At 62.5% G+C, this 13,496-nt stretch carries 10 protein-coding genes; 2 read left to right on the plus strand and 8 right to left on the minus strand.

Features of this window, described 5'->3' with window-relative positions; all coding sequences use genetic code 11:
* Positions 1-101: 101 nt before the first annotated feature.
* Positions 102-2,276: a TonB-dependent siderophore receptor gene (locus B2S33_RS17755; protein ID WP_028687658.1), complete on the plus strand. Its 2,175-nt coding sequence runs from the start codon at positions 102-104 to the stop codon at positions 2,274-2,276.
* 298 nt (positions 2,277-2,574) lie between these two features.
* On the opposite strand, the gene B2S33_RS17760 is transcribed toward B2S33_RS17755, so the two are convergent.
* The 8 genes from B2S33_RS17760 to B2S33_RS17795 form a co-directional block, all read right to left on the minus strand.
* Positions 2,575-3,276 (minus strand): LexA family transcriptional regulator, encoded by a 702-nt coding sequence (locus tag B2S33_RS17760; RefSeq protein ID WP_027915144.1) that lies wholly within the window; start codon positions 3,274-3,276, stop codon positions 2,575-2,577.
* A gap of 182 nt (positions 3,277-3,458) precedes the next feature.
* On the minus strand, positions 3,459-3,986 hold the full coding sequence (gene ppa, locus B2S33_RS17765; protein WP_023534987.1) for an inorganic diphosphatase: 528 nt from the start codon (positions 3,984-3,986) through the stop codon (positions 3,459-3,461).
* 92 nt (positions 3,987-4,078) lie between these two features.
* Complete coding sequence (locus B2S33_RS17770) at positions 4,079-4,894, minus strand: zinc-dependent peptidase (RefSeq protein ID WP_110607339.1); 816 nt, start codon at positions 4,892-4,894, stop codon at positions 4,079-4,081.
* A 15-nt stretch (positions 4,895-4,909) separates the two neighbouring features.
* Positions 4,910-5,557, minus strand: a complete 648-nt coding sequence (locus tag B2S33_RS17775) for a DedA family protein (RefSeq protein ID WP_023535016.1) — start codon at positions 5,555-5,557, stop codon at positions 4,910-4,912.
* A 295-nt stretch (positions 5,558-5,852) separates the two neighbouring features.
* Positions 5,853-6,671, minus strand: coding sequence for an ethanolamine ammonia-lyase subunit EutC (gene eutC, locus B2S33_RS17780; RefSeq protein ID WP_027915146.1), 819 nt, complete (start codon positions 6,669-6,671; stop codon positions 5,853-5,855).
* Positions 6,672-6,683: 12 nt separating this feature from the next.
* Complete coding sequence (locus tag B2S33_RS17785; RefSeq protein WP_027915147.1) at positions 6,684-8,078, minus strand: ethanolamine ammonia-lyase subunit EutB; 1,395 nt, start codon at positions 8,076-8,078, stop codon at positions 6,684-6,686.
* Between the two features lie 46 nt (positions 8,079-8,124).
* Complete coding sequence (gene eat, locus B2S33_RS17790; RefSeq protein WP_027915148.1) at positions 8,125-9,573, minus strand: ethanolamine permease; 1,449 nt, start codon at positions 9,571-9,573, stop codon at positions 8,125-8,127.
* Between the two features lie 163 nt (positions 9,574-9,736).
* On the minus strand, positions 9,737-11,257 hold the full coding sequence (locus B2S33_RS17795; protein ID WP_023534991.1) for an aldehyde dehydrogenase family protein: 1,521 nt from the start codon (positions 11,255-11,257) through the stop codon (positions 9,737-9,739).
* Between the two features lie 254 nt (positions 11,258-11,511).
* Between B2S33_RS17795 and B2S33_RS17800 the strand changes: the two genes are divergently transcribed.
* Positions 11,512-13,458 carry a sigma-54-dependent Fis family transcriptional regulator gene (locus B2S33_RS17800; protein WP_128610109.1) on the plus strand — a complete coding sequence of 649 codons (1,947 nt, stop codon included), beginning with the start codon at positions 11,512-11,514 and terminating at the stop codon, positions 13,456-13,458.
* Positions 13,459-13,496 lie beyond the last annotated feature (38 nt).

Genomic DNA, 13,496 nt, shown 5'->3' on the forward strand with positions numbered 1-13,496 from the left:
AAGGTTAATGCTGCTGCATGCCCTGTACCTGCTCCGGTATCGTTCGCAAAAAGCAATATGTTTCGTTTGCGAATTACTATCATATGGGCGAAGGGTGCGGCATGAATGTTTTCAGTGGGGCAGGGCGCGCGCGGCGCGTGCGGGGATGGCTGGTGGCAGGGCTGGTGGCGCCGTTTTCACTTTCGGCGTTGGCGCAAGACGTAGCCGTGGTGGTCAATGCCGATGACCCCCTTGACCTGCCTGCATTGACCATCGAAGGCAATCGGCTATACGACATGCTGCCCTCCGAAGCCACTGGCGGGTACAGCGTGGACGCCGCCACCGTGGGCACCAAGACGCCAGCCGCCTTGAAGGACATCCCGCAGTCGATCACCGTCTATACCCAGGATTACGTCAAGGATCGGCAGTTTGTCCACCTCGATGACCTGGCCAAGTACACGGCCGGCTTGCGTACCCTGACCAACGACAGTGGTCGGTCGTCGATCTACGCCCGTGGCTATGAGTACAGCGAATTCAACATCGACGGCCTGCCAGCACCGATGGCGAGCATCTTCGGGACCGTGCCATCGCTTGTGGCCTTCGACCGTGTCGAGATCATGCGTGGCCCGGCCGGACTATTCAGCAGCACCAGCGAACTGGGCGGTATCGTCAATATGGTGCGCAAGCGGCCGACGGCGGACTTTCAGGGGCATGTCGAGGGTTACTACGGCACTTGGGATACCAATCACCAGGAACTGGACCTGAGCGGGCCGCTGGACGAAAACGGACGGGTGCGCGGTCGCTTCATCGCCTCGCGCGACGACACCAATGGCGAAGTCGACTACAACGCCAACACCAGCAACAGCTACTACGGCGCGCTCGATGTCGACCTGGACGAGGCCACCACCTTGTCGTTCGGCCTGATCCACGAGGTCAAGAACATCACGCCGCACAACGGCTACCCGGCAACGTTGGACGGCAAGGTCCCTGACTTCAGCCATTCCCGCTTTCTGGGCGCAGACTGGAACGCGTTCGACGGCAAGACCACCGATCTGGTCGCTGAGCTGACTCATCGATTCGACAACGGTGGTTATGGCCGCATTGCTGCCCGCGGGTCGCACCGCGATACCAACTATCTCTACGCCTTCACGGCCACGAACCCTACCACGGGCAAAAACTCCGAACGCGCCAGTGCACGTGATTTCACCCAGGACACCTACGCGGTCGATGCCAGCTACAGCCAGCCCTTCGAAACCTTTGGCCAGGTCAGCGAGTTCGTCGTCGGCAGCGATTACAAGAACTACGATACCGAGTACCTGAACGGGGCCACGACGCTGGGCAACATCAACGTCAACACCTACTCGCCCAAGCAGTTCGCTAAACCAGCTGCGAACTACACGACCGAGACGGGCATGCAGGAAGAGGAGTACGGCTTGTATTCCAAGGTGACCTTCCGCCCGGTCGAGCGCCTGGCGTTGATTGCCGGTGGGCGGTTCAGTTGGTACCGCGGCGATTTCTACACCACGACCCTCAAGAGCGGTGTCACTGCGGACGACAGCAAGCAGGTCGATGGTCATTTCACACCCTATGCGGGGGCAGTCTATGACCTTTCCGAAAACCATGCGCTGTATGCCAGCTATTCCCAGGTGTTCAAGCCGCAATCGGCAACCGATGGCGACGGCCGGGTACTCAAGCCACGCGAAGGCGAGCAGTACGAAGTGGGCATCAAGAGCAGCTACTTTGGTGGCGCGCTCAACACGCGCCTGTCGGCGTTTCGCCTGACCGACGAAAACCGCGCCACCACCCGTTACGACAGCGAAGGCGTTGCGACCAATGACTCGGTGGCTGCGGGCAAGACACGGGTTAAGGGCGCGGAAGTGGAAGTCAGCGGCAAGCTGACCGATAACTGGGAGCTGCTAGGCGGCTACACCTGGATGGACACCGAAACCGTGAAGGGCGATGCCGAAACCACGTTCTTCATCATGCCGCGCCACCAGGCGTCGCTGTGGAGCAAATACACCATCAGCCGTGGCGCGCTCACCGGGCTGGCCATCGGTGGCGGCGTTTCGGCAATGAGCAATTTCCACTCGGAAAACGGCGGGGTACGCATCGACGCGCCGGGTTATGCCACCGTGGACGCCATGCTTTCCTACCCGGTGACCTCCAGGCTGACTGCCACCGTCAACGTCAACAACCTGTTCGATCGCGATTACCTGTCGCGGGTGGGTTCGACTTCCACGTTCAACTTCTACGGCCCGTCGCGCAGCGTGCTGGTGGGTGCGCGTTACGATTTCTAGAGGCGTGTACCGACGGGTAATGCGGCGCCGCCTGAGCGTCTCGCCGCATTTTCCTGGCTGAAAAACAGGCATTAAAAAGCCGGCTTGTGGCCGGCTTCTCGGGGACGCTTCCGACTAATTTATGGTAAGCCGCAATCGCCTTAACGGTGTGGCCAAAAGAGGCCTGAAAGAGATGGCTGATGCCCGTATGGGGTATCGCCGAGCCCTCTGGACTGCGGCTTGGGCCGGTCGGGGCTGATGTGCGCGTAGCATACAAGGGCATGCACCTGATGCCCAGCAAAAAATGGCACAGGGTGTTTCAGCCAGGCCGCTGCCGTCGAAAATGGGACCAGTGATAGACCCATCCCAGGATCTCTAGCCCTTGCGCCTGGCGCTGGCTGGGGGTCAAGCGCTCGACGGCATAGTTGTGCCGGTCATGGCTGTGTAGGTAAAGCGTGCCGTGCTCACCCATGGTCAGGTTGTGCACGCGCAACGCACCATTGATCAGCAGGGCATAGGTTTCGCCCTCCACGATCTGGGTCATGCTCATGTCGATGGCCAGGGTCGCTTCGACGGGGATCAAGGGGGCCATGTTGCCGCCTGGCATGGCCATGCAGATGGACGTGTCGTGTTTGACACCCAGCATTCGCAGGGCGTTGGCCGGCAGGCGCAAGGCACGCCCCGACACCTTGCACAGCAGGCCATTGCGCACCTCGTGGAACGGCACGTGCACTACGCGCCCGCGATGAACCGCACGCGGAATGGGAGCATCTATCGGCACAGGGCGTGGCGGACAGGTGCGCAGGATGGCATTGGGATGCTTGGCGCCTTCACCCGTGCGCAGCCAGCGACGGTGCACGCAGAACAGGTCGGCAAGCTCGTCCAGGCGAGCCAGCGGGACCCCGCGATTGAACCAGTTGTTGACGTGCTGAGGCGTCACGCCGCGCTGTGCGGCGAAGTCGGCAGGGGTCAGTCCGCATTCCTGAAGAAGGGCTCTTAAACGTTCACCAGATGTGTTCATGGGGAAAGTTTAGCGGCACGGTGCCACCAAGGGTATGAACAAGATGTTGATGGGCAAAGGGGAAACGTAGGGCAGTCAGACGCGGGTGTAGGACGTTGTAGGACGCTTGCGCCGCGATTGGCTGTGAAGCGTATTGCGCGCCAAAAAAAACCCGCCGAAGCGGGTTTTTCGTGCAATCAGGATCAGCCTTTGTAGGCTTCGACCGATTTGGTGATCGCAGCGCGGGCGGCGTCAGCGCCGTCCCAGCCTTCGATCTTGACCCACTTGCCTTTCTCGAGATCTTTGTAGTTGGCAAAGAAATGCTCGATCTGCTGGATCAGCAGGGCAGGCAGGTCGGTGTACTCCTTCACGTCCACGTACAGCTGCGACAGCTTGTCGTGGGGGACCGCGATGACCTTGGCGTCGCCGCCGCCATCGTCGGTCATGTTCAAGACACCCACCGGGCGGGCGCGGATGACCGAACCTGGGGCCACTGGGTAAGGGGTAACCACCAGCACGTCCAGCGGATCACCGTCGTCAGCCAGGGTGTTAGGGATGAAGCCGTAGTTGGCCGGGTAGAACATAGGGGTGGCCATGAAACGGTCGACGAACAGCGTGTCGCTGTCCTTGTCGATCTCGTATTTGATCGGCGCGTGGTTGGCCGGGATCTCGATGGCGACGTAGATGTCGTTCGGCAGGTCTTTGCCCGCCGGAATCTTGCTGTAGCTCATTGGGCAGTGCCCCCGTGTTTGACCAAAAAAGTGGCGGCGATTATAGGCATATTCCGACGGGGCATGCCACGTCTGGCCCAATGAACCGGGCGCTAGACGGGGGGATGGCGATTGTCGGGATGCTCGCTTTGCAACCGGGTCAGGCGTGCAAGCGGGTTCTGCCGGTAGAACAGCGACAGTTGCTGGTAGACCTCGGGGTAGGCCTGGTGCAGCAGGTCGGGGGCGCTGAAGAAGTACTCGCTGGTTACGGCGAAGAACTCGGCGGGGTTTTCGGCGGCATAAGGGTCGATCGGCGTGTCGGCTTCCGGGTCCCGATCGAGTTGCCGGTTGAGGTCGTCGAAGGCGTGTTGCATGGCATTCGCCCAGCGTTGCACAGGCATGTCGCTGTGCAGGGGAGGCAGGCCATTGGCATCGCCATTGAGCATGTCCAGCTTGTGCGCCAGCTCATGGATGACCAGGTTGTAGGCTTCCCAGCCGCCGCTGCCGAATACGCCATTGCAGGCCAGGATGATCGGGCCCTGCTGCCAGGCCTCGCCACTGTGTTCGCCGTCCCAGGCGTGCTCCACGCCGCTGGCGTCCCGGTGGCGCTGCGGGCTTTTGAAGTCGTCGGGGTAGAGGATGATTTCGTGAAAGCCCTGGTACCAGTTCAGGTCGCCCAGGTGGAGTAACGGCAGTTGAGCTTGCGCTGCCAGTACCAGGCGTTGCTCATCGTCGAGCTCGACGCCTGGCAGGCACGTCAGGTGCTTTTCGTTCAGGAACAGGATGCTGGCCTCGCGCAACCATTGGTCTTCGGCCTCGTCGATACCGTCCAGTATGGGCAAGCGCTCGCGTACGGCTTGCCACTGCTGGACGCTGATCGGGAAGCGCGCCAACGTGCGCTTGCGCCGCCAGGCGCTGAACGACCACATGCCCGCTCAAGCGCCTCAGTGCGCTTTGGCCGTGCGGCCCAGGCGGGTGCGCAGCAGGCCGAGAATCATCGGGACCAGCGACAGCAGGATGATGCCCACTACCATCAGCGACAGGTGCTGCTTGATGAATGGCACGTTGCCGAAGAAGTACCCCAGCGTGACCAGGCCACCTACCCAGAGCAACGTACCGGCAATGCTGAAACCGAGAAAGCGCGGGTAGTGCATGCGGGCAATACCGGCCACGAACGGCGCGAACGTGCGCAGGATGGGCAGAAAACGCGCCATGGTGACCGTCTTGCCGCCGTGACGCTCGTAGAAGTCGTGAGTGCGCTGCAGGTAGTCGCGGCGGAAAATCTTCGAGTTCGGGTTGCTGAACAGGCGCTCGCCGGCCGTTCGCCCGATCACGTAGTTGGTGCTGTCGCCCAGGATGGCAGCGATCATGAGCAACCCGGCCAGCAGGACAGGGTCCATGCCGCCGCCGGCAGCGACTGCACCGGCGATGAACAGCAAGGAATCGCCTGGCAGGAAGGGCATCACCACCAGGCCGGTTTCGCAAAATATGACAGCAAACAAAATGGCATAGATCCAGGGCCCGTAATTGGTGACCAACAGATCAAGGTACGCATCGAGATGCAGGATGAGGTCCAGCGGGTTGAAATCCATGTACAGCACCTGTGGTCTGGGTCGAAGGCTCGGTTACCTGGAGGAGTGAAATTTCACACATGACAAGTGGGCCATTATACGGCGAAGTGAGGATCACGCCCGCACAGTTTGTAGCGAGGGATTACGGCAGTAGGAAGGCGTGAGCCGCGTTGTAGTAAGGCAGACAGACACTGAGGCCATGGGCATCGTTCATCGTCCACGTTCGACGCACGGAGGCTTCGACGAGCGTGTTCAGTCGCCCGTCTGTAGCGCGCAGCAGGGCAGCGGGGGCACCGCCATCCTCCTGCGCAGGTGCTCAGCCCTTGCCCAGCAGAAAATTACCTTTCTGGCTGGCCAGTTCGTCACTTTCCAGGCTGTGAACTTCAGCCTCATCCTTGAGGTTCACGCCTGACAGCTGGCGCCGACAGGCTTCACGCATCAGGTACAGCAGCCGATGCGCGGCCATGCCGTAGCTCAACCCCTCCAGGCGAACATTGGAAATGCAGTTGCGGTAGGCATCGGTCAGCCCGACCCTCGGGGCGTAGGTGAAGTAAAGCCCCAGGCTGTCCGGTGAACTGAGCCCTGGCCGCTCACCGATCAGCATCACGGTCATGCGAGCCCCGAGCAGCTCGCCGACCTCGTCTGCCACCGCCACGCGTCCTTGCTGAACCAAGGAGATGGGCGCGCAGGTCCAGCCTTCGGCATTGACCTGCTCCTCAAGGCGCGTCAGAAACGGGAGTGTATGACGGTGTACCGCCAAGGCAGACAGCCCGTCGGCAACCACGATTGCCAAGTCGACCCCGCCGGGGTTGGCCTGGGCATGCTGGCGCAAGGTGGCGACCGAATCCTCGTTCAGGCGCCGGCCCAGGTCGGGCCGCTGCAGGTATTGATGACGGTCGCTTGCGGCGCTGTGCAACACGAGGCTGTCGCGCCCGCGTTGATCGAGCTGTGCGGTCAGCTCAGCCACGTCGAATGGAAGGTGCACGGCGTCCCGAGCCTGGGCATGGGCGAACTGGAAGTCCAGTTGCGCACTGGTCGGAAGGCTGGTGCCCACGCGCCCCAAGGCGATACGCGCGGGGGTGAGGTTGCGCAGGGCCAGCCAAGGGTTTTCGGGGGTGGGGGTGCGGTTGTCCATGATCGGCGATTCCTATGCAAGCTGTGCCAAGGCCTGCCGGAAGGCTGGCGGCAGGTTGTCACCAAAGCGTATCCGGCCGTCGGCCTGGGTGAAGATGCCGGTCCGTGCCAGCCATGCTTCGAACTCAGGCCCAGGCTTGAGGCCCAGGGTTTGGCGGGCATACAGGGCGTCATGGAACGACGTGGTCTGGTAGTTGAGCATGATGTCGTCCGAGCCGGGAATGCCCATGATGAAGTTGATCCCGGCGACCCCCAGCAGCGTCAGCAGCGTGTCCATGTCGTCCTGATCGGCTTCGGCGTGGTTGGTGTAGCAGATGTCGCAGCCCATCGGCACGCCCAGCAACTTGCCGCAGAAGTGGTCTTCAAGGCCCGCGCGAATGATCTGCTTGCCGTTGTAGAGGTACTCCGGGCCAATGAAGCCGACCACGGTATTGACCAGAAACGGCTTGAAGTGGCGGGCGACGGCATAGGCGCGGGTTTCGCACGTCTGCTGGTCGACACCATGGTGGGCATTGGCCGACAGCGCACTGCCTTGGCCGGTTTCGAAATACATCAGGTTCTGCCCCAGAGTACCGCGCTTGAGCGACAGCCCTGCTTCATACCCTTCCTGCAACACGTTCAGGTTGATGCCAAACCCTGCATTGGCCGCCTCGGTGCCGGCGATGGACTGGAAGACCAGGTCCAGTGGCACGCCCCGGTTGACCGCCTCGATCGAGGTGGTGACATGGGTGAGCACGCAGGACTGGGTCGGAATGTCGTAGCGCTGGATGATGGCATCGAGCATTTCCAGCAGCGCGCAGATGGAGGCGGTGCTGTCCGTGGCCGGGTTGATGCCGATCATGGCATCGCCATTGCCGTACAGCAGGCCGTCGAGAATGCTCGCCGCGATACCGGCCGGTTCGTCGGTAGGGTGGTTGGGCTGCAGTCGCGTCGACAAGCGCCCGCGCAGGCCCATGGTGCCGCGAAACTGGGTGACGACACGGATCTTCTGGGCCACCAGCACCAGGTCCTGGACGCGCATGATCTTCGATACGGCGGCGGCCATTTCCGGTGTCAGGCCCGGCGCCAATGCGCGCAGGCTGTTTTCGTCGGCCTGCTCGCTCAACAGCCAGTCACGCAAGCCGCCCACGGTCAGGTGGCTGACCGGTGCGAACGCCTGTGCATCGTGAGTATCGATGATCAAGCGGGTGACTTCGTCGTCTTCGTAGGGGATCAGCGCTTCGCTCAGAAAATGCGAGAGCGGAATGTTGGCCAATGCCATTTGCGCAGCCACACGCTCGCCATCGCTTGAAGCCGCGACCTCGGCGAGGTAGTCGCCGGAGCGTGCCGGGCTGGCCTTGGCCATCACTTCCCTGAGGCTGTCGAAGCGATAGACCAGGTTGCCTACGGTGTGTACGAAACTTGCCATGCAGATTCTCCAAAGCCGCGGGGCGCCCCGCGGCGAGTGTCGTCGATCAGTGCAAGGCCTCTTCGGCCTTCTGGATCGCGGCGAATTCCTCTTCTGGCGTGCCCGCTACCAAGTGGTGACGGCTGTAGAACGCAAAGTACGCAATCAGCACCGCATAGATCACGGCAGCGCCAATCACCACGCGCGGGTCGACCAGGAAGCCGGCGACCACGGCGATGCAGGCCAGCACCAGGGCCAGGCCCGAGGTGAAGATGCCGCCTGGGGTGCGGTAAGGGCGCTCCATTTTCGGGCGACGGATGCGCAAGGTGATGTGCGCCGCCATCATCAGTACATAAGACAAAGTAGCCCCGAACACGGCAACCAGGATGAGCAAGTCGCCTTGACCTGTCAGCGACAGGGCAAAACCGATGATGCCTGGGATCACCAACGCCATGACCGGTGCCTTGCTCTTGTTGGTCTCGGACAGTTTGCGCGGCAGGTAACCGGCTCGCGACAGCGCGAAGATCTGGCGCGAGTAGGCATAGATGATCGAGAAGAAGCTGGCGATCAGGCCTGCCAGGCCCACCAGGTTGACGAAGCTGCCCATCCAGGTGGAACCGCCGTAAGCCTTGGCCAGCGCCTCGACCAGCGGATTGCCGGAGGCCTTGAGTGCTTCGGAGCCTGCGCCGCCGGGGCCGACGATCAGGATCAGCAGGGCGAATGCCACCAGCACCAGCATCGCGCCAATCAGGCCGCGAGGCAGGTCGCGCTTGGGGTTCTTGGTTTCTTCGGCAGCCAGTGGCACGCCCTCGACCGCCAGGAAGAACCAGATCGCGTAGGGAATGGCTGCCCACACGCCTACATAGCCAAACGGCAGGAAGCTGCTGGCCCCTGCGGCATCGGTGACGGCGATGTCGAACAGGTTGGCTGCATCAAAATGGGGCACCATGGCCACTAGGAACACGGCCAGTGCAACGGCGGCGATGGCGGTGATGATGAACATCAGCTTGAGCGCCTCGCCCACGCCAAAGATGTGGATGCCGATGAACACCACGTAGAACGCCAGGTAGATCATCCAGCCGCCGATGCCGAACAACGACTGGCAATAGGCGCCGATGAAGGTGGCAATGGCCGCCGGCGCGATGGCGTACTCGATCAGGATGGCGGTGCCGGTCAGGAACCCGCCCCAGGGCCCGAAGGCGCTGCGGGCGAACCCGTAGCCACCGCCGGCAGTAGGGATCATCGACGACAGTTCGGCCAGGGAGAAGCACATGCACAGGTACATGGTGGCCATCAGCAGGGTTGCGAGGAACATGCCGCCCCAGCCACCCTGGGCCAGGCCGAAGTTCCAGCCGGCGTAGTCGCCGGAGATGACGTAGGCAACGCCTAGGCCGACCAGAAGGACCCAGCCGGCGGCGCCTTTCTTGAGTTCACGCTGTTGGAAATAGTCGGAACCGACTTTCTCGAAATCTACGGAAGAGCCTGCCGGACTACCGGCTGGTTGTTCGCTTGGCATGGTTTCACCTGTTCTTTTTCTTGGTGGCCGGAAGGGGTTCGGGCCGATGGTGATCTGTACTGCAGGAAGCGAGCCAGAGCGGTTGGTGCATGACAACCGCCCTGGAAAGGGCCAGTCAACGCCGGTCTTTGCACCGTAACCGGTGGAAAGACCGGCGCAGGGCTTAGAAGAAGCCCAGTGGGTTGATGTCGTAGCTCACCAGCAGGTTCTTGGTCTGCTGGTAGTGATCGAGCATCATCTTGTGGGTCTCACGGCCAACACCGGACTTTTTGTAACCCCCGAAGGCCGCATGCGCCGGATACAGGTGGTAGCAGTTGGTCCACACACGCCCGGCCTTGATGCCGCGGCCCATGCGGTAGGCACGGTTGATGTCGCGGGTCCAGACCCCGGCGCCCAGGCCGAACTCGGTATCGTTGGCAATGGCCAGGGCTTCGGCCTCGTCCTTGAAGGTGGTGACGCTCACCACCGGGCCGAAGATTTCCTCCTGGAACACGCGCATCTTGTTGTTGCCCTTGAGCAGGGTCGGCTGGATGTAGTAACCGGTGGCCAGCGCGCCTTCGAGTTTCTCGACCTTGCCCCCGGTCAGCAGCTCGGCGCCTTCCTGCTGGGCGATCTCGAGGTAAGACAAGATCTTCTCGAACTGCTGTTGCGAGGCCTGTGCACCGACCATGGTGTCGGTGTCCAGCGGGTCGCCGCGCTTGATCTGCAGCACCTTCTTCATCACCACTTCCATGAACTGCGGGTAGATCGACTCCTGGACCAGGGCTCGGGATGGGCAGGTGCACACCTCGCCCTGGTTGAAAAATGCCAGGACCATGCCTTCGGCAGCCTTGTCGATGAAGCTCGGTTCGGCCTGCATGATGTCTTCGAAGTACACGTTCGGCGATTTACCGCCCAGTTCCACCGTCGACGGGATGATGTTCTCGGCCGCGCACTTCATGATGTGCGAGCCCACGGGCGTGGAGCCTGTGAAGGCAATCTTGGCGATGCGCTTGCTGGTGGCCAGCGCCTCGCCCGCTTCACGGCCATAGCCTTGCACCACGTTCAGCACGCCCTTGGGCAGCAGGTCGCCGATCAGCTCCACCAGCACGGTAATGCCCAGTGGCGTCTGTTCGGCGGGCTTGAGCACCACGCAGTTGCCTGCTGCCAGCGCCGGCGCGAGTTTCCAGGCGGCCATCAGGATCGGGAAGTTCCACGGGATGATCTGACCGACCACCCCCAGCGGCTCATGGATATGGTAGGCCACGGTGCTTTCGTTGATTTCCGCAGCGCCGCCTTCCTGGGCGCGGATGCATCCGGCGAAGTAGCGGAAGTGGTCGACGGCCAGCGGGATGTCGGCATTGAGGGTTTCCCGCACGGGTTTGCCGTTGTCCCAGGTTTCGGTGATGGCCAGCACTTCGAGGTTCTGTTCGATACGGTCGGCGATGCGCAGCAACACGTTGGAGCGGTCCTGGACGGACGTGCGGCCCCAGGCATCGGCAGCGGCGTGGGCAGCGTCCAGGGCCTTGTCGATGTCTTCGGCGGTGGAACGGGGGAATTCGGCAATCGGCTGCCCGTCCACGGGCGATGTGTTGGTGAAGTACTCACCCTTTACCGGAGGAACGAACTCACCACCGATGTAGTTGCCGTAGCGGCTTTTGAAGGAAACCTTCGCGCCTTCGGTACCGGGATGTGCATAACGCATGGTGTGTCTCCTGGCTATTGTGTTTGTGTGGAGTGCAAAGCGTAGAGCAAAGGTTGGGCCATCGTTTTGCGCTTCAATGAAATCAAGCAGTTGGCGCCGCACAGCGCCCACTGGCCACCCGCGATGTGCCGTGTTCGATACAGGCTTGGGTGACACTGTGTGCCGTCGATGACACGCCTTGTGGCGGGTGCATTGCAAACCGGCCTGCTGTGGAGGATGCTGGCTTTAGCCTCTATCTGCGGAGAACCACAATAATGCAGAGCAATCCATTTACCCGGCATGCCAGGCAAGTGCACACGGTCGCCCATGGCGGCGGTGTCGAAGGCGGCAGCGACCCGTCCATTGCCCGCTCCTGGCTGCGCTGCCTGGAGGACTATCATCTGGATCCCGCGCTGGCCGAAGCCCCGGTGGTCCTCGAGCATGGCCGCCTGCTGGAAAGCCGCGAACGCATGCGCCAGGTGCTGCAAATCGCCGATCAGGAAATGAACAGCCTGCACCAGCAGCTTTCCGGTGCCGGCCATGCGGTGCTGCTCACCGATGCCCGTGGTGTGATCCTCAATTGCGTCACCGCTCCTACCGAGCGGCGCAGCTTCGAGCAGGCCGGGCTGTGGCTGGGCGCTGACTGGAGCGAGGCGCGAGAGGGCACCAACGGCATCGGCACCTGCCTGGTCGAACGCCAGGCGTTGACCATTCACCAGCACGAACACTTTCGTGGGCGGCATACGGGGCTGACCTGTTCGGCCAGCCCGGTGTTCGACCCTCACGGGCACTTGCTGGCCGTGCTGGATGTGTCTTCAGCGCGGCCCGACGTCTCGCGCCAAAGCGAATTCCACACCATGGCCATGGTGACCCTGTCGGCCAAGATGATCGAAAGCTGCTATTTCATGCGCCAGTTCGAGCACCACTGGCTGCTGCGTTTTCACCTGCAGGCCGAGTCGGTCGGGCTGTTCAGCGAGGGGCTGCTGGCAGTCGACGGCGATGGCCGTATCTGCGCGGCCAACCAGAGTGCGCTGAACCTGCTGGGCCGCGTGCGCGCCGGCGTGGAAGGGCAGACCCTGGAGCAGTTTTTCGCCTGCACCCATGACGAGCTGTTCAGCCGTGCCATGCCCGATGGCAGCGCAGCCTGGCCGCTGCTGACCCTGGACGGGCGGCAGGTGTTCGCCAGCCTGCGTGGCCAGGCACGTACGCCGGTCTGGACCGTGCCCGCCGGGCATGCGCGCCGCGTCGTCCGGCAGCCTGCGCAGGTCTGCCTGCTGGACCCGGCACTGCAACACGATTTTCGCCGCAGTGTGCGGGTGTTCGAGCGCAATGTACCGCTGCTGCTGAGTGGAGAGACGGGCTGCGGCAAGGAAGCCTTCGCCCAGGCCGTGCATCAGGCCAGCGAACGCCGGGACAAGCCCTTCGTGGCCATCAACTGTGCATCCATCCCCGAAAGCCTGATCGAAAGCGAGTTGTTCGGCTATCGGGCCGGCAGCTTCACCGGGGCGCGCAAGGAGGGCATGCGCGGCAAGCTGCTGCAGGCCGACGGCGGCACCTTGCTGCTCGACGAGATCGGCGACATGCCCTTGGATCTGCAAACGCGGCTGCTGCGCGTGCTCGAAGAGCGGCAGGTGGTGCCAATCGGCGGCGAGCCGCAGGCTGTGGATGTACGCATCATCAGTGCCACCCACCGGGACCTGTTGCAACGAGTGGCCCAGGGTACATTCCGTGAAGATCTTTACTACCGCCTCAATGGGCTCGAAGTCGCATTGCCTGCCGTGCGCGAGCGCAGCGACAAAGCGCAGTTGCTGGACGTGCTGCTGCGCCAGGAAACCCAGGGCCAGCTGATCGAGCTCGAACCCAAGGCGCGTCAGGCACTGCTGGACTACCCCTGGCCTGGTAACGTGCGGCAGATGCGCAACGTGCTGCGCACCCTGGCAGCCTTGTGCGACGAGGGTCGCGTCACGCTGGCAGACTTGCCTGCCGTGGTGCGCACGCCGCGTGGGCAAGACGCCGCGCCCGTGGCCATGTCGGGCTTGCCGAATGAGGGTTCATCGGTACCTGGGAACAAGACCACATTGGAGGCGGCCGAACGCCATGCGCTGCTGGCCGTTCTCGAGGCCCGGCATTGGCAGCTTACCCGGGTAGCTGAACATCTGGGCATCAGCCGTAACACGCTGTATCGCAAACTGCGCAAGCATGGCATCAGTCGGCCCTTGTAACGAAACAGCGGGTGCGATTTGTCGCGCCCTGGGCTACC

It is taken from the genome of Pseudomonas sp. UBA5568, from assembly GCF_002425525.1.
Taxonomy (GTDB): Bacteria; Pseudomonadota; Gammaproteobacteria; order Pseudomonadales; family Pseudomonadaceae; genus Aquipseudomonas; species Aquipseudomonas fulva.

Excerpts from the sequence above, each read along its gene's own strand:
- B2S33_RS17755 (WP_028687658.1), top strand. The coding sequence starts at position 102 with ATGAATGTTTTCAGTGGGGCAGGGCGCGCGCGGCGCGTGCGGGGATGG.
- B2S33_RS17760 (WP_027915144.1), bottom strand. The coding sequence starts at position 3,276 with ATGAACACATCTGGTGAACGTTTAAGAGCCCTTCTTCAGGAATGCGGA.
- ppa (WP_023534987.1), bottom strand. The coding sequence starts at position 3,986 with ATGAGCTACAGCAAGATTCCGGCGGGCAAAGACCTGCCGAACGACATC.
- B2S33_RS17770 (WP_110607339.1), bottom strand. The coding sequence starts at position 4,894 with ATGTGGTCGTTCAGCGCCTGGCGGCGCAAGCGCACGTTGGCGCGCTTC.
- B2S33_RS17775 (WP_023535016.1), bottom strand. The coding sequence starts at position 5,557 with ATGGATTTCAACCCGCTGGACCTCATCCTGCATCTCGATGCGTACCTT.
- eutC (WP_027915146.1), bottom strand. The coding sequence starts at position 6,671 with ATGGACAACCGCACCCCCACCCCCGAAAACCCTTGGCTGGCCCTGCGC.
- B2S33_RS17785 (WP_027915147.1), bottom strand. The coding sequence starts at position 8,078 with ATGGCAAGTTTCGTACACACCGTAGGCAACCTGGTCTATCGCTTCGAC.
- eat (WP_027915148.1), bottom strand. The coding sequence starts at position 9,573 with ATGCCAAGCGAACAACCAGCCGGTAGTCCGGCAGGCTCTTCCGTAGAT.
- B2S33_RS17795 (WP_023534991.1), bottom strand. The coding sequence starts at position 11,257 with ATGCGTTATGCACATCCCGGTACCGAAGGCGCGAAGGTTTCCTTCAAA.
- B2S33_RS17800 (WP_128610109.1), top strand. The coding sequence starts at position 11,512 with ATGCAGAGCAATCCATTTACCCGGCATGCCAGGCAAGTGCACACGGTC.